Raw genomic sequence first — 19,809 nt, 5'->3', positions numbered from 1 at the left:
CGCTCCAGAGCAGAGGCTAGGCCCGAATGGGCTTGCGGTAAATCCGGTGACCGTTTGCGGACAAGACCTTTTCTGGGTGTGACCCCAAAAAGGTGCCGTTCTAAAGGATGGGTCCGGAGGGCAAATTTATCACACTGCGGCGCGAGGAAATTTTTCGACGAGATCAAATTTGCTCGGCAAGATTCACCAAATTGGTCATTGTAAGCTTCTGATCGTGTTGGGGAGATGGTCCATGATGAATGCACGAGGCAATGCGGACTGGCTTGGCACAGGCAGCAGGCGGCATGTTTCGTCGGCTTTCCGGTTCTCTTCTGCCCTGGCCGTCATCCTCATGGCGATAGCGCCTGCGTTCGCCGAGAACGGCGCTTCGGCGTCGGCAGTCGAACGGATGTCCACGCCGGGTCACGAAGCGGATGAGCTCGCTCGCCGCGTCGGGAAATGGTCCGTCGTCAACACGATCTGGCCAACGCCCGGTGCGCAGCCGATCGTCATGACCGGGCTGGTGGCCGAGCGCACGATGATCGGTCCCTTCATGCAGGAGGTGATGCGCCCGGCGCCCGGGTCGACAATGCCGGACTTCCAGCGGATAGCCTATTTGAGCTATGACCGAGTGGAGGGCCGCTGGAAGTATGTCTCCATGGACACCCGTTTCCCGGCAGGGATCATGCCCGCCTGGAGTTTTGGTGGTGAGGAGGACGGCAAGATTTCACTCCTGTTCCAGCCGCTTGGTTTCGTCGGCTTCGGCCCCGAGGTCGAAGGGCGGTTCACGGCCTCCGATTTCGTCATTTCCAGGGACGGCGACAATCACGAAGTGGCCGAGCAACATTTCCTCCAGGCCAATGGCAGCGGCAAAAAATGGCTTGCCGTACGATATGACTACACGCGCCAACAACCGTGACTCGCTAGCAAAAACAATAGGCTGCCAATAAGTTCTGACGTCGCCGGATGCTCACGGTCCCCTGAGGCTGCCGGCGATCGCATCGACGAGCGGGTCGTATTTCGATTTCAGGGCTGGCGGGTAGTCGATCCAGACCGTGCGGATGACACAGTCTTTTCCGAACAGGCGGCGTTCGTAGAAGATGTTCTCACCTTTGATGCCCGACAGCACCGCCCAGTCCTTGCCGGTCTTGCTGTAGGTGATCCTGTAGCTAGGTTCCTTGCCGGCCCTCTCGGCGGAGACGAAGGCTGTCGGGGTGTCATCATCGATGTTGAGGATACCCGAACAGATCAGGCTGGCGCCATCGGCAGTGAGCCATTGTTGTCCATCGCCATTGTCCGGCTCAGGCTGGCGAAGAGTGAAGATTTCATCCGGAAAGGTGCAGATGGTACCGAAGCGCTCGTTCGTATAGGTAAATGGCGCGGCAACTGCCGTGGTCCCCGCCATCACGCCAAAAAACGTCAGGACTGCAAAAAACCGCTGCACGCCTTGCCTCGCGCCGATACCAAGGCGATTATTCTTGCACGAAATCGGCGAAAAATCAGCCGCCGGTGACGCTCATATGCCGCGACACCGACGGACGGTTGGTGCGGCGATCGATGATGAAGTCGTGGCCTTTGGGCTTGCGGCCGATTGCTTCGTCGATGGCATCGGCGACCAGCTCGTTGCCTTCCGACGCACGCAGCGGCGCGCGCAGGTCGGCCGCATCTTCCTGGCCGAGGCACATGTAAAGGGTGCCGGTGCAGGTCAGCCGGACCCGGTTGCAGCTTTCGCAGAAATTATGCGTCATCGGTGTGATGAAGCCCAGCCGCCCGCCGGTCTCGGCGACTTGGACATAGCGGGCCGGGCCACCGGTCTTGTAGGGAATGTCGCTTAGCGTGAACTGGCGTTCGAGAGCCGCGCGCAGCAGCGACAGCGGCAAATACTGGTCGGTGCGGTCGGCATCGATCTCGCCCATCGGCATGGTTTCGATGACCGTCAGATCCATGCCGCGGCCATGCGCCCAGCGCAGCATTTCAGGCAATTCGGCGTCATTGAAGTCCTTCAACGCCACGGCATTGAGCTTTACCTTTAGCCCGGCCGCCTGCGCGGCGTCGATGCCGTCCATGACCTTGTCCAGATTGCCCCAGCGGGTGATCTGGCGGAATTTGTCGGCATCGAGGGTATCGAGCGAGACGTTAATGCGCTTGACGCCGCAGTCGGCGAGCTCGGCGGCAAAGCGGGAAAGCTGCGATCCGTTGGTGGTCAGCGTCAGCTCTTCCAGTGCACCACTCTCGAGATGCCGCGAAAGCTGGCGTACCAGGTGCATGATGTTCTTGCGCACAAGCGGCTCACCGCCGGTGAGGCGGAGCTTGCGCACGCCCTTTTCGATGAAGACCGTGCAGAGCCGGTCGAGCTCTTCCAGCGACAGCAGGTCCTTCTTTGGCAGGAACGTCATGTCCTCGGCCATGCAATAGGTGCAGCGGAAATCGCAGCGGTCGGTGACCGACACGCGCAGGTAGGTAATCGTGCGACCGAAAGGATCGATCATATCCATGCGTATGCGCTTTCCGTGGCCGTGAACGGCTTCGTTATATATGGCTATGTGATACGAGCCAACTTGCCATTCAAGATAGAAGCTCGCGATCATCGGTAACATTCCGACGCCGACAGATCATGTCGGAACTTTCCATGCGGCCTTTTCCCTCGACGCGAAGCGGCGTAGGGAAGGGCGGTTCTCCGCAGGATCCACCACCATGACAGCGCCCAAGGAACTCAGGGTCTCGAAGGACCGCAAGCTGCTTTCCGTCACCTTTCCTGGCCATCAGCCGTTCGAATTGCCGGCCGAGCTGCTGCGCGTCGCCTCGCCATCGGCCGAGGTGCAGGGCCATTCGCCCGAACAGCGCGTCACCGTTCCCGGCAAGCGCAACGTGGCGATCCTGAAGATCGAGCCAGTCGGCAATTATGCCGTGCGCATCACCTTCGATGATTTCCACGACACCGGTATCTTCACCTGGAATTACCTGCATACGCTGGGTCATGAGAAGGATGCACGCTGGGCCGCCTATCTCGCCGAGCTGGAAGAGAAGGGGCTGAGCCGCGACCGCTGAATGGGATCCCGCAGGACTCTCAGGTCAACGCAGGATCGCCAGTATCTCGCTGGTGTCGTGATAAAACGGCGTGCCTTCGATCAGCCGGTCATCCTTGAAGCGCAAGACTTCGGCAAACGGCTGTTTGATGGTTGCACCATTGGCCCGCGATGTCAGCGAAAGCGAGCAGCTCATGAACACCGTGTCATCGTTTTGGGCGACCTGAAGGTCCTCCACCGCCACGTCGCTCCAGATTTCCCGCATTTTGCGGAAAAGGACGCCAACGCCGTCGAGGCCTTTCCAGTCACCGGCATAGGGCAGGGAGCGCGGCTCATGCACGACAATCTCGGCATGAAATGCGCAGGCAAGCACATCGAGGCTCTCCGACCCTGATTGCAGGAAACGCATTTCAACATTGAACATGTTTTCAATAAGTTCCATGGCGGTGCGTCGCCGGTCGAGCGGTTTATCCATTTTTGACCTCCGTATCCCTTGGCACGATCATGCAGGTAAAGCGGTTTGCCCTTGTTTGCGTTGCCTCGACACCCGTTTCCTGATGACCGGCAAACGGGCATTTGTCGTGAAAACGTCATCCATCTGGAGTAGCGCCGGCAAAGCTTTGGAGACGAAAACATGTCCATGATCACCAGCATCGAACAGCTTGAAGCGCTCTATGGCCTGCCCGGCGAGGCGTCGGTGGTCAAGGAACTCGACCAGCTGATTCGCGAATACGCAGCTATCATCGAGGCTTCGCCGTTTGCCGCGCTCGCAACCTGCGGGCCAGAAGGGCTGGACTGCTCGCCGCGCGGCGATCTCGCCGGCTTCGTCCGCATCCATGATCCGAAAACGCTGATGATGCCGGACCGGCGCGGCAACAACCGTGCCGATTCGCTAAGGAACATCCTTCGCGATCCGCGCGTCGCGCTCCTGTTCCTGGTGCCGGGTTCCGGCACGACGCTGCGCGTCAATGGCCGCGCCCACATCACCACCGATACCGGGCTCTGCGCCTCGTTCGCCGTCGAGGGCAAGCCGGCGCGCTCGGTGACGATCATCGAGATCGATGCGGTTTATTTCCAGTGCGCCCGCGCCATCCACCGATCGGAACTGTGGAACCCGGCAAGGCATGTCGACCCGAGATCGCTGCCGACTCCCGGCCAAATCCTGGAAATCACCAGCCGCAAGAACATTGACGGCGAGGTCTACGACAAGGAATGGCCCGAGCGCGCGAAAAAATCGATGTGGTGAAGCATTTGGTGGTGGAGCACTGGGCTGTCAGGCGGTCTTCAAAACCTCGGCAACCCTACGCATCTGTTCGCCGATCATGTCGCATTGTTCCGGTGTCGACTGGCTCATCGCCTTCTCGATCAGCGCCATATGGACCTTCAGCGCCTGCATCAGCAGTGCCTCGCCGGCCTCGGTCAACGCAAGCCGCAGCACGCGCTTGTCCTTCTCGTCGCCCTCGCGGCGCAGCAGACCGCGGGTCTCCAGCTGCGGCAAAAGCATGGTGATGTTGGAGCGGCCGACCAGCAGCCGGCGAGCGAGGTCGTGCTGCGACATGCCGGGATGACGGTAGAGGTTCATCAGCACGTCGAGCTGCGCCGGCTTCAGGTCGAGCGGCGCAAGCTTCACCGCCAGGGTGCGTTCCAGCACATGGCAGGCGCGCGCCACCGCGACCCAGTTGCGAAAACGCGGGTTGTCCCAGGGCAGGTCTTGCTTAATGTTCATGTTTGAACTATTATGTTCATGCTTGAACCAATGAATGGATCGCCACTATGGCATCATTTGGACTGAAGGTCATCCGCGGCACGTTCGGCGTGGCTGAGCATGTGGCACCGCGACTCACCGGGCGTGCTGCATTCGAGCTGTTCTGCCGCACGCCGCACGAGAAAAGCTTGAGCGAAGGCGAGCGCCGCGCAATCGACCGCGCCGCCGATTTCATGACCCAGGCACGCCATCATCGGCTAAAGACCAGAACCGGCTGCGTCATGGTGCATGAGTTCCGGCCCGAGCCGGGCAGGGCGGCTGCCGGCACCGTGCTCGTCATCCATGGTTGGCGTTCGCGCACCGAATACATGCGCACGCTGATCGAAGCCTATCGCGATGCCGGCTACAAGGTGGTCTCGCTCGACCTGCCGGGCCACGGCCAGTCGCAGGGCCGCCGGCTTACCCTGGTCACCGCGGTCGATGCGGCACGGGTTGCCGGCGAATGGTTCGGGCCGTTTGCCGCCATTGTCGGCCATTCCTTCGGTGGTGCCGTTGCCGCCAACGCCGTCGCCGGTTCGATCAGGAACATCCCGCGATTGGCGGCCGGGCCGCTGGTGCTTATCGCCGCGCCGAGCTCGCTGCCGGCGATCTTCGCTGATTTCAGCCGCATGCTGAATGTCGGCTCGCGCTCGCAGGCCGCCATGGCCGACCGGGTCGAGCGCATCGCCGGCCGGCCGTTGCACGAGTTCACCGGTGACCGCCAGCTCGCAAGCACGCCGCTGCCGACGCTGGTGATCCACGCGCCGGACGACCGCGAAGTGTCCGCCGAGCATGCAAGGCTCTACACGCGCGCCGGCGACCATGTGCGGCTTTACTGGGCCGACGGGCTCGGCCACCGCCGCATTCTCGCCGACAGGGGTGTGGCGGAGCGTGCCGTTGGCTTCGTTGCCGGCAGGCTCGAGCCGTCTCTGCAGTGACCTGAATATCGTTCTTGTCAGCCGGGTTCGACGTCACGCTGCCCCGGTGCTGGCCATCGCTATCCAAGCCGCCATTGCCCCGGCCACCGTCGCCAGAAGAGCCGAGCGCGACGCGCCGTCGCGCGCCTGGATCGACATGCCGTGCTGCACGGTCGCGTAGAAGGTCGCGGCCGTACCGCAGTCGAAATCGGCCGGCAACTCTCCCTCGGCGACGCCACGCTCGAGGCGTCTCAGCAAGGCTTCGCGGTTTTCGGCGCGGCGACGGCGCAGATCATCGCAGATGGCGCCGCGGCTTGAATCCTGGTGCAATGCGCCGAGCGTGATAAGGCAGCCTTGCGGACGACCGGTCTGTGAATAGGCCCTGGCAGTCTGCCGCAGGAACCGTTCGACGGCCTCGCGCGCGGTCGGCGCCTTTTCCAGCGCGGACCAGATCTCGGTTCCCTCGACCCGCGTGTAAAGCTCGGTTGCCTCGAGAAACAGCGCTTCCTTGCTGGCGAAGGCGGCATAGAGGCTGGGTGAGTTGATGCCCATTGCAGCGGTCAGGTCACTTATCGACGCGCCCTCATAACCCTTGGCCCAAAACACTTCCATTGCGCGCCGCAAGGCGGCGGCTCGATCGAAGGTGCGGGGGCGGCCTCGTTCCGGCATGGCATTCTTTCTGTATTGATCGATACATAATTCCGTTGACGTGGTTCAGCAAGGCTGGCAGATATTTATGTATCAATCACTACAAAATGGAGAAGCAGATGTCATCCAGAAGCTTGAACGGCAAGGCCGCCCTCGTCACCGGCGGCAGCCGCGGCATTGGTGCGGCGATCGCAAGAAGGCTCGCGGCCGACGGGGCAGGCGTGGCGATCACCTATGTGAATGGCGAGGAAGGGGCGTGTGCGGTGGTCAGGGAAATCGAGGCGGCCGGCGGCCGGGCCTTTGCCATCAAGGCCGACAATCGCGATGCTGGGGCGATCGAGGCGGCAGTCGATGAGGCAGCAACAGCCTTCGGACGGCTCGACATCCTGGTCAATAGCGCCGGGATCTGGCGCGCTGCGCCGATCGATGCCCTGTCGCTTGCCGATTTCGACGAGACGATGGAGGTCAACCTCAGAGCCCCGTTCGTCGCCGCCAAGGCGGCAGCAGCGCATATGGGCGAGGGTGGCCGGATCATCTCGATCGGCAGCAATCTGGCCGAGCGTGCCACGGACGCCGGCCTGAGCGCCTACTCGGCCAGCAAGGCTGCCTTGGTTGGCCTGACCAAGGCCTTTGCACGCGATCTCGGTCCGCGCGGCATCACCGCCAATGTCGTCCATCCGGGGTCGACCGATACCGACATGAATCCGGCAGCCGGCCCGCACGCCGAGCATCAGCGCCAGAAGATGGCGATGCCTCGCTTCGGCACGGCCGACGAGATCGCCGGCATGGTCGCCTGGCTTGCCGGTCCCGAAGGGCGCTTCGTGACAGGCACGGCATTGACCATCGACGGTGGCGCCAACGCTTGAGGCTTGGCTCACGGGCGCTATCATTAACGGGGGCGATGACGGATTGACTCGACCCGTCACGATCTTGTGAAACCCTTCTGCAACAGACGTTCCGAAATTTATGAAAGCTTAACGAAATCAGTATGAATCAGTGTAGTCACGCCTTACATCCGCCATGCGGTGGGCGAGACCGTGAAAGCGGTGCGGAACGGGATCCGGTTCAACCGGAGCGGGTGATCCATGAAAGTCCTTGGAAACAAAGCAACCGTGCTGCCGTTTGCGGTGGCCGCGGCAATGCTGGCCTTCGGGGCGCCGAAGGCTGAAGCGCAAGGGTTCTTCGACATGCTTTTCGGCGGCGGCGTCAAACACGCACCGCCGAAAAGTGACTTTCCGCCGCCACCGTCAAAATACAAGCCGAAGCCCAAGGCGCCGGCCGCTTCCGGTGGTGGTGCGCAAATCAGCAGCCCGTCCTATTATACCTACAAGAGCGATCCGCTGGTGCGCGTCGATTTTTCGGCACTGTCGGCAGCGCCTGAACCAGCAACGCCTCAGGACGCTGCTTTCGAGCCGGCGGCCACCGGGGCTGCATTCCGCGAAGCCATTGCCGGCCTCGACGGCTATGACCTCTACGCCGAGAAGGACATCGCCAAGGCGCTGATCGCCTATTACTCGGCCAATCCGGATTTCATCTGGGTGGCGGGAACCAGTCCCAGCAGCCGTGCCCAGGATGCCGTGCGGGTGCTGGGCGAGGCCGTGAGCTACGGCCTGACGCCCGCCGACTACACCGTCGAAGTTCCGGCAGCAGGCACATCGGCCGGCAATGTCGATGAACGCCTGAAAGAGCTGGTCCGCTTCGAGATGGCGCTGTCGGCGCGTGTCCTGCGCTACGCCCGTGACGCACAAAGCGGCCGCGTCGATCCCAACCGCATAACCGGCTACTACGATTTTCCGCCGAAGCCGCTCGACATGGAAGGGGTGCTGAAGACGCTGGCCCATACCCAGCAAGTGCGCACTTATCTCGAGTCACGGCATCCACAGAATTCCGAGTATCAGGCGCTGCGCGTCGAACTGGAAGCGCTCCAGGCCAGCGCCGAAGACGAAATCACCATCGATCCCGATCTGCTGTTGAAGCCGGGGCAGACCAGCCCCGAGCTGCCGAAGCTTTTGACAAAGATCGCGCGCAATCTCGATGACGAGATGGGCGGCGCCTATGGCGAGGTCCTGGCGAGGCTCGCTACCAGCGAGGTCTACGATCCGGAGCTGGTGCCGGTGATCAAGGCGGTGCAGAAACGGGCCGGCATGAAAGGCGACGGCGTCATCGGCCCGCGTACCGTTGCATCGTTGGCCGGAACGTCCAAGGCCGACAAAGTTCAGAAGGTTCGGGTTGCGCTCGAAGAATTGCGCTGGTTGCCTTCCGACCTTGGCAGCCCGCGCGTCTTCATCAACCAGCCGGCTTTCACCGCGAGCTATATCGATGATGGCGAGGAGAAGCTGAAGACCCGCGCCGTGGTTGGCAGGCCCACCAACCAGACTGCTTTCTTCTATGACCAGATAGAGCAGGTCGACTTCCATCCCTATTGGGGCGTGCCGCAATCGATCCTGGTCAACGAGATGCTGCCGCGGCTGCGCCGGGATCCTGGCTATCTCGACCGCGCCGGCTACGAGGTGGTCGATGCCCGCGGCAAGCGCATTCCCTCGTCCTCGGTCAATTGGGGCGCCTACGGCGCAAAGATACCCTACGGCGTGCGCCAGCTGCCAAGCGAGGCCAATGCGCTGGGCGAGCTGAAGATACTGTTCCCCAACAAGCATGCAATCTACATGCACGATACGCCGCAGAAGTCGTTTTTCCAGCGCGACATGCGTGCGCTCAGCCATGGCTGCGTTCGCTTGCAGGATCCGCGCGGCATGGCCGCTGCCGTGCTCGGCACCTCGGTCGACTACATCGAGGACAAACTGAAACACGGACATTCGACCGAGGACGTGACACGCAAGATCCCGGTCTATGTCGCCTATTTCACCGCGTGGCCGGACCTGTCCGGCAAGGTCGAATATTTCAACGACGTCTACGGCCGCGATACAAGGCTGCAGCAGGCGCTCGACAGCACGGAAGCGGTGCGTTCGCCGGCAAGCTGACGAATGCGGTTCTAGCGCTGAAACAGTGGGCGCCGGAAACCGGCATCGCGTCCGGCGATGAGCCAATAGACCAGGCCCGCGACAATGCCTGCGGCGGCAATGATGCCGATATCGGCCCAGCGCTCCGGGTTCGTGTCATCCGGTACACTGGGCCAGATCAAGGCGAAGCCGCCAACAGCGGCCGCCGCGCCGAAGACCATGTGCAGCCAAAAACAGCGCAGCGAGAAAAACTCGGCAATCAGTGCGAAGATCAGCGTCTGCAGGCCGGTCAGCACGATCGTCAGAAAATAGATGAACATGCCGAGCGGCGGCAACAGCAGCACCGCAATGGGGGTGACACCCATGACGTCGAAATAATTCGGCGCATTTGGCAGCGAACTCAGCCCGCCATAGATCGCCGCCACCGCGATCAGCCCAACCAGTACCGCTATGAAATAACCCGCGAGCATCATCAGAAAGCGTTTCAATACGTGCTTTGCCGTCGCCATGCCCACCCCCGCGCGCAATGATAGCACCCAGTCAGCCATCAAAGTCATATCTACGCAAGGGCGTGCCGAAGGCCGGGGGCCTTCGAGGCGCGCCATTTTTTAGAATCTGGACCGTTGGCGGCCAGCTTCATTTCGGCGCGGCTGTCACCGGATCATAGGTGATTTCAACTTTGGCCTTGTCGCTCGTGTAATAAATGACGGTGTAGCCATCGCTGTCCCAATCGATTTCCTTGATGTAGCGGAAGTCGTCGCGCTGCTCGACCTTGGCGATGATTTCCGACAGCTTCTTGGCATTCTGCGGCGGCACCGGATTTTCGTCCGCGGCAAAGGCCGATCCGCCGACAAGCAGCACGGCGGCCGCCAAAACAAGTCTGGACATGGCTTTCCCTCACATCTCGATCAGCAGAAACTCACGTCCATGCAGGTTTGTTCCGGGATCGCGGAGGGTTGCGCTACAAGGAGGCGCCGTCCGTACCTGATTTATGGCTGCCGAAAGAAAGGCAGGTCGCTTAAAATCATGATGCGTCGCCTCAACATCGCGGCCATAATAGTGCCGGCGGTCATTCGGGGGGCTACATGCAAATGCATCATGCCATCATATTTGTACTTTTCATATTTTCCATTCCGGCCATTTCGATGCCTGTCCAGAAAGCCGAGGCGCTGGAACCTGAACGCTATACGGTCTATTGCGCCGACGACCGCATCGAGGTTTCGTTCTGGGATATCGAGCAGATGAAGGTGCGGGCCGGCTCCAACGTTTGCCAGTTCCAGAGCTATACGAGCTACAGCAGCGCTTTGAATTTCGCCCAAAAGAATTTTGGCGGCGAGGGGGCGACCTGCAGCTGCTAGCCGCTCCGGCTTGGAATTGATTCAGGAAAGCAGATGGTGGGCGATGCAGGGATTGAACCTGCGACCCCACCCGTGTGAAGGGTGTGCTCTCCCGCTGAGCTAATCGCCCGCTCGCTGCCCGAGGGCCAAGCGCGCCGCGATATAAGGGAGGCCGGCCTGCTAAGTCAACCACTTGTCGGTCGGCATTTGGCGGTCCGCCCGATGACCGGCTTTCAGCCCTCTGCCGCGGCCATCAGTCTTTGTGCCAGATCGAGCGTCAGCGAATCGAAATGCGAGATTACCGCCGACGGCTCGAACTCTCGCACATGGCGGTCTGTGTAGCCGAAATCGACTGCCACCACCGGAATCCCGGCGGCTTTCGCCGTGTCGATGTCGGTCTGCGAATCACCGACCATCAGTGCACGGTGCGGGTCGCCACCGGCGCGCGCGATGGTCTGCGTGAGATGGCGCGGGTCGGGCTTGCGGAACGGAAAACTATCCTGACCGCAGATCGCCGCGAAATGCCTGGTCATACCGAGCGCCTCGATCAGCGCCACCGAATTGGCCTCGTATTTATTGGTGCAGATGGCCAGCAGGTAACCGGCTGCCTCGAACCGTGCGATCGCCTCGGGGACGCCAGGGTAGGGGCGCGATTTGCCGGGGATGTTAACGGTGTAATGGTCCAGAAACAGCTTGAGCAGGCGGTCGTGCTCCTCCACTGCCAGCGACCTGTGCTGCGCTGCGTGAGCACGCTCGATCATCACCCGGCCGCCATGGCCGACGAAGCGCTTGAAGCCGGCTTCGTCGACGGCCGCGAGCTGGCTGGCGGCAAGGCTGTGGTTGAGACTGTCGAGCAGGTCCGGCGCCGTGTCGATCAGCGTCCCGTCGAGGTCGAACACGATGATCGGTCGGGTCATGGCCTGTCCTGTGACGATTTGATTGCCGGCAGGCGATAACCGCTGCGGCCCGTTCAGGCAAGACGGCTTATCCACCGCGGGCAAGGTCCTTTGACCAACCCGGCAAAAATGCTACGAGCGCCGAAACAAATCTCGGGACCCAGCATGGATGCGAGGCAATTGAAGGTTGAGGCCGCGCGGGCAGCGCTTGCCCATGTCACGGATGGCATGCGGCTCGGCATCGGCACCGGCACGACGGCGGACGAGTTCGTGCGGCTGCTCGCAGACAAGGTCGCCACCGGCCTGACTGTCATCGGCGTGCCGACCTCTGAGCGCACCGCCGTCCTTTGCACCGAGCTTGGTGTGCCGCTGTCCACCCTCGAGCAAACCCCCGAGCTCGACCTCACCATCGACGGCGCCGACGAGATCGATCCGGCGCTGACGTTGGTCAAGGGCGGCGGCGGTGCGCTGCTGCGCGAAAAGATCGTCGCGGCGGCCTCCGCCCGCATGATCGTCATCGCCGACAGCTCCAAGATGGTCGAGATGATCGGCCGTTTTCCGCTGCCCATCGAAGTCAACCGGTTTGGCCTGCGCGCCACCGAAATTGCGGTCGGCGCGGCGGCTGCAAACCTTGGCCTTTCCGGCCCTGTTACATTGAGGATGACGGGGAGCCAGCCATTTGTTACAGACGGCGGCCATTTTATCCTCGATGCATCTTTTGGCCGCATTCCGGATACAAGAGCGCTTTCGAATGCTCTCCACGCCATTCCGGGCGTGGTCGAGCATGGTCTTTTCATCGGGCTGGCATCAACGGCCATCATAGCCGGCGGCGACGGCATTCAAACCGTCCATGCCGCCCGAAAATCAGGGAGTTTTACCGATCATGATGTTGCATAACCGGGTTGGCCGCTTTTTTGCCATTCTGGCGGCCTCGGCCGTTTTCGCGTTTTCGTCGCCTGCGTTTTCGCAGGACGTCACCGATGCGCATTTGAAGGCGGCGCGCGCCGCCGTCGCGGCGATCCATGCGACGGATACGTTCGACAGCATCCTGCCGCAAGCAGCCGCGGCACTGGAGCAGCAGATGATCCAGAAGAACCCGGACATGCAGGAACTGATCGCCAAGACGATCAACGAGAAGGCGATGGCCTTGGCATCGCGCCGCGCCGACCTGGAAAAGGAAGCGGCGCTCGCCTATGCAAAGGTGTTCTCGGAAAAGGAACTCAATGAAATTGCCGCCTTCTACAATTCCGATTCCGGCAAGAAGCTGCTCGACAACGGCCCGATCGTGACGCGCGAACTGGTGAAGGCTGCCGAGATCTGGCAGAACGGCCTGGCTCGCGATCTCGCCCAGCAGGTCGGCGAGACCCTGGGTGCGGCGGCGAATGCCAAAGCGCCGGCTGCACCTGCCGACGGTACCGCTCCGGCCGATGGCGCAGCTCCCGCGGACGCTACACCGAATTGATTGCGGACTTCCGGGCCGCCTGACCGCCACTGGACCAAAAGCCCGGCAAGTCCGGGCTTTTCTTTTGATAGTCGGCAGCCTACCTGTCTCGGGGTTTGAGGGGCAAGGAGTTCAGCCATGGCCGGTTACGACTACGATCTTTTCGTCATCGGCGGCGGCTCCGGCGGGGTGAGGGCGGCGCGCGTCGCGGCCGCACTCGGCAAGCGTGTCGGCATTGCCGAGGAATATCGCTATGGCGGCACATGCGTGATCCGTGGCTGCGTGCCGAAGAAGCTCTATGTCTACGCCTCGCAATTCCCCGAGCATTTCGCCGATGCCGCCGGCTATGGCTGGACGGTGCCTGAGGCGCGTTTCGACTGGCAGACGCTGGTCGCCAACAAGGACCGCGAAATCAGCCGGCTGGAGGCCATCTACAAGAAGAACGTGCAGGGCGCCGGCGGCGAGGTCTTTCATTCGCGCGCCATCCTGGTCGATCGGCATGTGGTGCATCTTCTTGGTGAGGATCGCACCGTTACCGCCGACCAGATCCTGATCGCTACCGGCGGGCGACCGGCGCCGCATCCGGCATTGCCCGGCCATGAGCACTGCATCTTTTCCAACGAGGCCTTCGACCTCAAGGAACTGCCGAAGGCAATCATGATCGAGGGCGGCGGCTATATCGCCGTCGAATTCGCCAACATCTTTCACGGCCTCGGCGTCGACACGACGCTGGTCTACCGCGGCAAGGAGATCCTCAGCCGTTTCGACATGGACCTCAGACGTGTGCTGCACGAAACGATGGAAAAGAAGGGGATAAAAATCCTCTGCCACGCCGTGTCCGAGTGGGTCAGGAAGCGGCCTGACGGCCGGCTCGACGCGCTTGTCACCGGCGGCACGGTGCTGACGGTCGACCAGGTCATGCTCGCCATCGGCCGCATTCCCAATACCGAGAACATGGGCCTGGAAGGCGTCGGCATCGAGATGACCAATACCGGGGCAATCCACGTCGACGAATACTCCCGCACGAACATCGACAACATCTGGGCAATCGGTGACGTCACCCATCGCGTGCAATTGACGCCGGTGGCAATCCACGAGGCGATGTGCTTCGTCGAGACTGCCTTCAAGGACAAGCCGACGGCGCCCGACCATGACACGATCGCTACCGCAGTCTTTTCGCAGCCCGAGATCGGTACGGTCGGTCTGTCGGAGGATGAGGCGGCAAAGCGCTTTTCGGATGTTGAAATCTACCGCGCCACCTTCCGGCCGATGCGGCACACACTTTCCGGCCGCGACGAAAAGATGCTGATGAAGCTGGTCGTCGACGGCGCCTCGAAAAAGGTCCTCGGCGCCCACATCCTCGGGCCGGATGCCGGCGAAATGGCGCAGCTTCTCGGCATACCGCTGAAGGCCGGCCTGACCAAGGATGATTTCGATCGCACCATGGCGGTACATCCGACCGCGGCGGAAGAACTCGTCACCATGTACAAGCCGACTTACCGGGTGAGAGATGGTGAGCGCGTCTGACGCGACGAGAACCCATCGCGGCAACGAGATTGCCGCGATGGAAGTGTGTGAGTTTTTTACAGCAGCGTTCCGCGCAGGATCACCAGCGCAACCGAAAAATAAATCACCAAGCCGGTGACGTCGACCAGCGTGGCGACGAACGGAGCCGATGCGCTGGCCGGGTCGAAGCCGATGCGCTTCAGGGCGAAGGGCAGCATCGATCCAGACAGCGAGCCGAAGGTGACGATACCAACCAGCGTGGCGCCGATCGTCATTGCGATCAGCGGCCAGTGCGGGCCGTAGTCGTAGAAGCCGAGATACTGCCAGAGCGCGATGCGGCAGACGCCCACCACGCCAAGAATCGAGCCAAGCACCAGGCCGGTGGGCAGCTCGCGCAATGCCACCCGCCACCAGTCGCCAAGGCCGATCTCGCGCAGCGCTAGCGCCCGGATGACCAGCGAGGTCGCCTGCGAGCCGGAATTGCCGCCGGAGCTCATGATCAATGGAATAAATAGCGTCAGCACGATCGCCTTTTCCAGCTCGCCCTCGTAACTTTGCATCGCGTTGGCGGTCAGCATCTCGCTGATAAACAGCGCGCACAGCCAGCCGGCGCGTTTCTGGATCATCGCCAGAAAGCCCATCTTCATATAGGGCTCGTCGAGAGCCTCCATGCCGCCGAAACGATGCACATCCTCCGTCGTTTCGTCGATCATCGTGTCGATAATATCGTCGATGGTAACGATGCCGAGCAGTTTGCCGTTGTCCACGACCGGAACGGCGAGCAGATCATATTTCGAGATCAACTGAGCAACCTTTTCACTATCGGTCAGCGGTGAAACGGTGATAGGCGCACGATCCGGCGCGATTGCCATGATCAGCTCGTCGGGCCCGCCAGCGATCAGTCGACGCAGGCTGGTCGAGCGCAACAGGACATGCGTTTGCGGATCGACGATGTAGATCGCGTAGACGGTTTCGCGCGTCCGCTCCACCTTGCGGATATAATCCAGCGTGCGGGCCACGCTCCAGTCCGGCGGCACGCTGACATATTCGGTCGTCATGAGCGAGGCGGCGCTGCCTTCGGGATAGCCGAGAATGGCAAGCAGCGTCGCGCGCAGCGGTGGCGCCAGGCCACCAAGCAGTTCGGAACGAGCCGGCTCGTTCAGATCGCGCAGTATGTCGGCGGCGCGATCGACCGACATGGCGGCAAGCAGTCTGCCTGCCTTGATGCGGGGCAGCGCCTCGACCAGTTCGGATGCGCCGTCGAGTTCAGGCTGGTCGAAGATCTCCACCAGCCGCCCGAACGGCACTTCGCAAAGCAGCTCCGATGCCGTCTCGCGGGGCTCCTGGTTCAAGGCCTCGACGATGTCGGCGACGTGTTCGTTGGCAAGTACGCGAGCGATGGCGATGGCATCGCCGCCCGCGACAGGGGAAAACTCGTTCATAGCTCACTCCTTGCCGTCCGGCAGGACGTGAGCCTGTCAGGTCACGTCAAGCGGACGGCGGTTGCGTTCGACTGTGACTGTCGCCAGGCATGGCGCGGTGACCTTTCTGCTCGCGGGTTCGAGTTGAGATTCTGCAAGCCGGCGCAACATAGGAGCGCGCCTTGCCGAGTCAATCGCGAGAGCGGGTTAAAACGGCGGCAAACCGGCGGATCGCGAGACTGTGATCGGGCTACGTGGCAGTGGCTGGATGCCGGCAGTGGTGCCGCGGCTATCTCTGCTTCAGCCGGCGGGGAAAGCGCAGCCACTTGTCCTCGGCCGGCCGTGTCGGCTGCGTGAGGATGGTGGTGAGCTCGACCGGCAGACTCGGAACCAGCGGCTTCTTGGTAGCGACGCCGTCGGCGATCGCAACCACGCTGTGGTAGAATTCGGTGCCCGCGAGCGATCTCGGCGGCGTCGCCTCATGCATGATCGAGATCACGGTTGCATCAGGGCAATTGTCCTTGATCGCCTGGTGGAAGGCGATCCGTCCATCGGGGTCGAGCGCGCCGGTGGCTTCATCGAGGAACAGCAATCCCGGCTGCTGCAGCACGATGCGGGCGACAACCAGCTTCTGTTTCTGCCCACCCGAGAGAACCTGATCCCAGATCTTTCCTTCACGGCTCTCATCGGCCAAATGCTCGATGAAATCGCCGAGGCCGGCCTTGTGCAGGGCGGATGCGACCTGCATGTCGGCGTAATCATGCTCGGAACCAGGCAGGCAGACCAGTTGCTTCAACGAAACCTGCTGCAGCTTCACCTCCTGGGCGGCGTAGAAACTCCTGACCCCTTCCGGGAAGACGATGGTGCCGCGGCCATAAGGCCACAGGCCGTTGATCGCCTTGACGAGCGAGGTCTTGCCGCAACCGGATTCGCCCTTGAGGAAAGTCCACTCGCCACGCCGGAAGCGCAAGTTCGCGGCACTCAGGAAGGGCGTTGCGTCCTCGCCCTGATGCGCCAGTTCGAGCTTCTGGATGGTCAGTCCGAAAACCGGGTTCTGGTGGTCGTAGCGGAAGTCGGACCGGCCGGTCTGCTGATAGAATTCCTGTGGCTGCTGCACGTTCTCGATTGCCTGCGCCAATTCGATGACGCGCTGGCTGTTGGCGCGCAAGGTGGCGATGTCCGGCATCACATGGATGAACCACGAACAGTTGCTGATCAGCTTATCGACCTGGCCGGAAGCTGTCAGATAACCCTTGAGGTCGAGGCCGTTGTGGATGAAGGGCACGAGCCCTGGCCCGAAAGCGACAATCTTGGCACCGATGAAATTATAGATCAGCTCGAACGAGGCGTAGCCAGTATTGACGATGTTCAGTCTGGCCCAGGTACGGTCAATGTCGGCATAACGCTGGCTGTTTACAGTCTTCTGCACATTCTCGCCCTGCGATGCGGCGACATGAAAACTGCGGCGCAGGAATGTGATCAACTCGCTGCGGTAACTGCCTTCGGCCTGCTGCATTCTGACGTTTAGCCACTCCAGCATTCGGCCGAGTTTCAATGCGATCCAGGTGTTGAACGGCACATACACAGCGATTGCCAGGAGAGCAAGGACGGCGCTGCCGTAGCTGCCGAGAAACTCCAGGCCCTTCACCTCGACAGAGTTTTTCAGCAATTCGCCACCGAGAAAGTAGAACGAAGCGAAGACGCTTAGCACACCCGAAGCAAGCCCGATGGCTCCGCCAGTCATGGCCTTGATGGATTCCTGCACGCGCTGGTCGATATTGTCGGGAGCTGCATTCCCGGAAGAGCCATGCTGGGCATGGAAATGCGTATGGTTAGAGTCGAGCAGGGCCTCGTTGAATCGGCTGTCCAGCCAGCCACGCCATTTGCGATGCAATGTCTTGGAAACCAGGTTGTGAATGCCGGCAATAACCAAGTCCTTGAGCAGGACCAGCAGCACCAGCCAACCGGCGTTGGTCAGTATTGTCTTGAGTGGCGTCGTGTTCGCGGCATCGTGGAAAAAAGCGATCGAAGTCGCCAGCTCAGCCCCAGCTACCGTAAACCAGACGTCGGCTTTGCTGGACAGCGCGATGATCAGCGCGATCACCAGCGTCAGCGTCCAGGCTTCCCTCCAGCGGTCCGAGAACCAGTAGACCCGCATCAGCCCCCAGAAGCTGCGCATCGACGATACGGGCGTCAGGGGCGACTGCCTTGCGGCACCGCGGAGCCATTTTTCCGATATTGAATGTCGCGTTGGTCTATCGACCCGAATCACTATCCCGCCCAAACGATTTTTCTTTTGTTACGGACAGTAACACCAATTGATCATTTTCCATTAGCTTTTCACCAGTCGCAGGTGGCTTAGCTTGCCGGCCGTTGCAGTGGAGCAACAGAATGAATGATCACGGCGCTGTGCCGTCACGTTTCGAGGGGCGGAATACCAACGAAATTTCAATTAGTTACTTGCCTGCGCCCGAGCAAGTAGAGATCTTCCCCAAGGGAAGGTCTTCACACAGCTTTGTGAACATAGAAGCGCCTTCCAGCGGCCGATCTTCACAGCCTGAACCGCCTTCACGGCCAGTCCGGCCTCGTCGGCGGCCAGAACGTGACGTATGATTCGTGGTTGAAGCCGCCTTGTCAGGACCCGTAGTCGGCCAAGCAATGACTTTGCCGACACAGTCCGGGATGAAGATCTATCAATTGGCCCGTGCCTTTTTAAGAGCGCGCACAAACCGCGTTTGACAAACACGCGCTTCGGATTGAACCTGCCGGACGCATCCAGGTTTGAACCGGGGGGAAGTTCGCCATGCTTGCACGGACATTTTTTGTCGCGACGCTCGCAACATTTTTCTGGCTGCCGCAAACATATGCCGGCAGCCAGACCGTTCCCGCAAATGCCGAGGGACAGATCGAGTTCAACACGCCGTCCGGCAATATCGGCTGCATCTACACGCCGAACGGCGGCACCAGCACCTACGAGCCACAGGATGGCGGACCGGAACTGAGTTGTTCGCGCGTCGAGCCCAGCTACGTCACGATCATCCTCGGCCCGAAAGGCCCGGCGACGCTGATCAAGAATCCGGGCGAGCAAGGCTGCTGCGGCGGCGTCACCAGGCTGGCCTACGGCAACAGCTGGAGCAAGGGGCCATTTTCCTGCCAGTCATCCACCAAGGGATTGACCTGCACCGGCAAGCATGGCCATGGCTTTTTCGTCAGCAAGGCCAAGGTGACCGTGAAATAGTCCGACTCAGTTCGCTGTTTCCAGTTCGCCGCGTGCCTTGGCCGCGGCGACCTGGCGGAGTGCATCGGCGAGCGTATCGGCGTCCTGGGCACCCATCACCGCATATTTGCCTTCAAGCAGAAAGCACGGCACACCCGATATGCCCATGCGCGAAGCGGTGGCGATTTCGGTGCGCACGGCCTCTACATCGGCGTCGGTCGGCAGAAGCGTTTCGACCACGGACGCATCCATGCCGGCCTCGCGGGCGGCTTCGATCAGCACGGCATGATCGCCGAGATTGGCGCCTTCCTCGAAATTCAGCTGGAACAGCCGGCGCACCAGCCGGTTCTGAATGGCCTCGCCGGCCGTGCCGGCCCAGCGAATGAGACGGTGCGCATCCAGCGTATTGGGCGCGACCTTGATGGCGTCGAATGCGAAGGAGATGCCTTCAGCCTCGCCCAGCGGTTCGATCCGGGCATGGATTTCGCGGATGCGTTGCTCGCTGCCGAATTTCGCCACCATATAGTCGCGGCGGTTCTTGCCTTCGGGCGGGATTGTTGGGTCGAGTTGGAAGGGCCGCCAGCGTATGTGAACGTCGATATCGACGGCGGCAATCGCCTTGTCGAGCCGTTTCTGGCCGATAAAGCACCAGGGACACACGACGTCGGAGACCACATCGACGGTAATCGAGCTCTCGTCGTTCATCTTGATCTCCTGTTG

At 61.4% G+C, this 19,809-nt stretch carries 22 protein-coding genes and 1 tRNA gene; 11 read left to right on the top strand and 12 right to left on the bottom strand.

Annotated features, from left to right (window positions below; all coding sequences use genetic code 11):
• Window positions 1–169 precede the first annotated feature (169 nt).
• The gene (locus NKH04_RS19170) at window positions 170–898 is read left to right on the top strand and encodes a DUF1579 family protein (RefSeq protein WP_353044762.1); all 729 of its coding nucleotides are present in this window, start codon (window positions 170–172) and stop codon (window positions 896–898) included.
• A gap of 51 nt (window positions 899–949) precedes the next feature.
• Here the strand turns inward: NKH04_RS19170 and NKH04_RS19165 are convergent, their stop codons facing one another.
• Complete coding sequence (locus tag NKH04_RS19165; RefSeq protein ID WP_353044761.1) at window positions 950–1,384, bottom strand: hypothetical protein; 435 nt, start codon at window positions 1,382–1,384, stop codon at window positions 950–952.
• A gap of 94 nt (window positions 1,385–1,478) precedes the next feature.
• The gene (gene moaA / locus NKH04_RS19160) at window positions 1,479–2,474 is read right to left on the bottom strand and encodes a GTP 3',8-cyclase MoaA (RefSeq protein WP_352568644.1); all 996 of its coding nucleotides are present in this window, start codon (window positions 2,472–2,474) and stop codon (window positions 1,479–1,481) included.
• A 199-nt stretch (window positions 2,475–2,673) separates the two neighbouring features.
• Here moaA and NKH04_RS19155 point away from each other — a divergent pair, with 199 nt between their 5' ends.
• On the top strand, window positions 2,674–3,027 hold the full coding sequence (locus NKH04_RS19155; protein ID WP_023717628.1) for a gamma-butyrobetaine hydroxylase family protein: 354 nt from the start codon (window positions 2,674–2,676) through the stop codon (window positions 3,025–3,027).
• Between the two features lie 24 nt (window positions 3,028–3,051).
• Here NKH04_RS19155 and NKH04_RS19150 read toward each other — a convergent pair whose 3' ends face one another.
• Window positions 3,052–3,480 carry a nuclear transport factor 2 family protein gene (locus tag NKH04_RS19150; RefSeq protein ID WP_353044760.1) on the bottom strand — a complete coding sequence of 143 codons (429 nt, stop codon included), beginning with the start codon at window positions 3,478–3,480 and terminating at the stop codon, window positions 3,052–3,054.
• 159 nt (window positions 3,481–3,639) lie between these two features.
• Between NKH04_RS19150 and NKH04_RS19145 the strand changes: the two genes are divergently transcribed.
• Window positions 3,640–4,251, top strand: a complete 612-nt coding sequence (locus NKH04_RS19145) for a pyridoxamine 5'-phosphate oxidase family protein (protein WP_023675024.1) — start codon at window positions 3,640–3,642, stop codon at window positions 4,249–4,251.
• A 27-nt stretch (window positions 4,252–4,278) separates the two neighbouring features.
• Here NKH04_RS19145 and NKH04_RS19140 read toward each other — a convergent pair whose 3' ends face one another.
• On the bottom strand, window positions 4,279–4,731 hold the full coding sequence (locus NKH04_RS19140) for a MarR family winged helix-turn-helix transcriptional regulator (RefSeq protein ID WP_352502431.1): 453 nt from the start codon (window positions 4,729–4,731) through the stop codon (window positions 4,279–4,281).
• Between the two features lie 47 nt (window positions 4,732–4,778).
• Between NKH04_RS19140 and NKH04_RS19135 the strand changes: the two genes are divergently transcribed.
• Window positions 4,779–5,687: an alpha/beta hydrolase gene (locus NKH04_RS19135; protein ID WP_353044759.1), complete on the top strand. Its 909-nt coding sequence runs from the start codon at window positions 4,779–4,781 to the stop codon at window positions 5,685–5,687.
• Window positions 5,688–5,720: 33 nt separating this feature from the next.
• Here NKH04_RS19135 and NKH04_RS19130 read toward each other — a convergent pair whose 3' ends face one another.
• Window positions 5,721–6,335, bottom strand: coding sequence for a TetR/AcrR family transcriptional regulator (locus NKH04_RS19130; RefSeq protein WP_352471884.1), 615 nt, complete (start codon window positions 6,333–6,335; stop codon window positions 5,721–5,723).
• A 98-nt stretch (window positions 6,336–6,433) separates the two neighbouring features.
• On the opposite strand from NKH04_RS19130, the gene NKH04_RS19125 reads away from it, so the two are divergent.
• Window positions 6,434–7,180 (top strand): 3-oxoacyl-ACP reductase family protein, encoded by a 747-nt coding sequence (locus NKH04_RS19125; RefSeq protein ID WP_352471883.1) that lies wholly within the window; start codon window positions 6,434–6,436, stop codon window positions 7,178–7,180.
• Between the two features lie 219 nt (window positions 7,181–7,399).
• Window positions 7,400–9,292, top strand: a complete 1,893-nt coding sequence (locus tag NKH04_RS19120; RefSeq protein WP_353044758.1) for a L,D-transpeptidase family protein — start codon at window positions 7,400–7,402, stop codon at window positions 9,290–9,292.
• A gap of 11 nt (window positions 9,293–9,303) precedes the next feature.
• Here NKH04_RS19120 and NKH04_RS19115 read toward each other — a convergent pair whose 3' ends face one another.
• Together NKH04_RS19115 and NKH04_RS19110 are read right to left on the bottom strand one after the other, a co-directional pair.
• Complete coding sequence (locus NKH04_RS19115) at window positions 9,304–9,780, bottom strand: hypothetical protein (RefSeq protein WP_353044785.1); 477 nt, start codon at window positions 9,778–9,780, stop codon at window positions 9,304–9,306.
• Window positions 9,781–9,907: 127 nt separating this feature from the next.
• Window positions 9,908–10,159 carry a PepSY domain-containing protein gene (locus tag NKH04_RS19110; RefSeq protein WP_023675031.1) on the bottom strand — a complete coding sequence of 84 codons (252 nt, stop codon included), beginning with the start codon at window positions 10,157–10,159 and terminating at the stop codon, window positions 9,908–9,910.
• 257 nt (window positions 10,160–10,416) lie between these two features.
• Between NKH04_RS19110 and NKH04_RS19105 the strand changes: the two genes are divergently transcribed.
• Entirely contained in the window at window positions 10,417–10,629 is a 213-nt protein-coding gene (locus tag NKH04_RS19105; RefSeq protein ID WP_023717618.1) for a hypothetical protein, read from the top strand.
• A 34-nt stretch (window positions 10,630–10,663) separates the two neighbouring features.
• Here NKH04_RS19105 and NKH04_RS19100 read toward each other — a convergent pair.
• Both NKH04_RS19100 and NKH04_RS19095 read right to left on the bottom strand, forming a co-directional pair.
• Window positions 10,664–10,738 (bottom strand) — tRNA-Val (locus NKH04_RS19100).
• Window positions 10,739–10,841: 103 nt separating this feature from the next.
• Complete coding sequence (locus NKH04_RS19095; protein ID WP_352873387.1) at window positions 10,842–11,525, bottom strand: phosphoglycolate phosphatase; 684 nt, start codon at window positions 11,523–11,525, stop codon at window positions 10,842–10,844.
• Window positions 11,526–11,669: 144 nt separating this feature from the next.
• Between NKH04_RS19095 and rpiA the strand changes: the two genes are divergently transcribed.
• The 3 genes from rpiA to gor all read left to right on the top strand — a co-directional run bounded on the left by rpiA (window position 11,670) and on the right by gor (window position 14,472).
• Window positions 11,670–12,401, top strand: coding sequence for a ribose-5-phosphate isomerase RpiA (rpiA, locus tag NKH04_RS19090; protein WP_023675034.1), 732 nt, complete (start codon window positions 11,670–11,672; stop codon window positions 12,399–12,401).
• Window positions 12,388–12,966: a DUF2059 domain-containing protein gene (locus tag NKH04_RS19085; protein ID WP_352542027.1), complete on the top strand. Its 579-nt coding sequence runs from the start codon at window positions 12,388–12,390 to the stop codon at window positions 12,964–12,966. Before rpiA ends, NKH04_RS19085 begins: the two co-directional genes overlap by 14 nt.
• 117 nt (window positions 12,967–13,083) lie before the next feature.
• Window positions 13,084–14,472: a glutathione-disulfide reductase gene (gene gor / locus NKH04_RS19080; RefSeq protein WP_353044757.1), complete on the top strand. Its 1,389-nt coding sequence runs from the start codon at window positions 13,084–13,086 to the stop codon at window positions 14,470–14,472.
• A gap of 56 nt (window positions 14,473–14,528) precedes the next feature.
• Here gor and mgtE read toward each other — a convergent pair whose 3' ends face one another.
• Entirely contained in the window at window positions 14,529–15,893 is a 1,365-nt protein-coding gene (gene mgtE / locus NKH04_RS19075) for a magnesium transporter (protein WP_353014113.1), read from the bottom strand.
• Between the two features lie 268 nt (window positions 15,894–16,161).
• The gene (locus NKH04_RS19070) at window positions 16,162–18,051 is read right to left on the bottom strand and encodes an ABC transporter ATP-binding protein/permease (RefSeq protein ID WP_352682747.1); all 1,890 of its coding nucleotides are present in this window, start codon (window positions 18,049–18,051) and stop codon (window positions 16,162–16,164) included.
• Between the two features lie 624 nt (window positions 18,052–18,675).
• Between NKH04_RS19070 and NKH04_RS19065 the strand changes: the two genes are divergently transcribed.
• Window positions 18,676–19,110 carry a hypothetical protein gene (locus tag NKH04_RS19065; RefSeq protein ID WP_352613631.1) on the top strand — a complete coding sequence of 145 codons (435 nt, stop codon included), beginning with the start codon at window positions 18,676–18,678 and terminating at the stop codon, window positions 19,108–19,110.
• Window positions 19,111–19,116: 6 nt separating this feature from the next.
• On the opposite strand, the gene NKH04_RS19060 is transcribed toward NKH04_RS19065, so the two are convergent.
• Window positions 19,117–19,794: a DsbA family oxidoreductase gene (locus NKH04_RS19060; protein ID WP_352471875.1), complete on the bottom strand. Its 678-nt coding sequence runs from the start codon at window positions 19,792–19,794 to the stop codon at window positions 19,117–19,119.
• Window positions 19,795–19,809: the final 15 nt, after the last annotated feature.

Origin of the sequence: Mesorhizobium sp. M1365 (assembly GCF_040317865.1) — a bacterium.
GTDB lineage: Bacteria > Pseudomonadota > Alphaproteobacteria > Rhizobiales > Rhizobiaceae > Mesorhizobium.
This window is presented reverse-complemented; position numbering and strand designations above follow the sequence as displayed.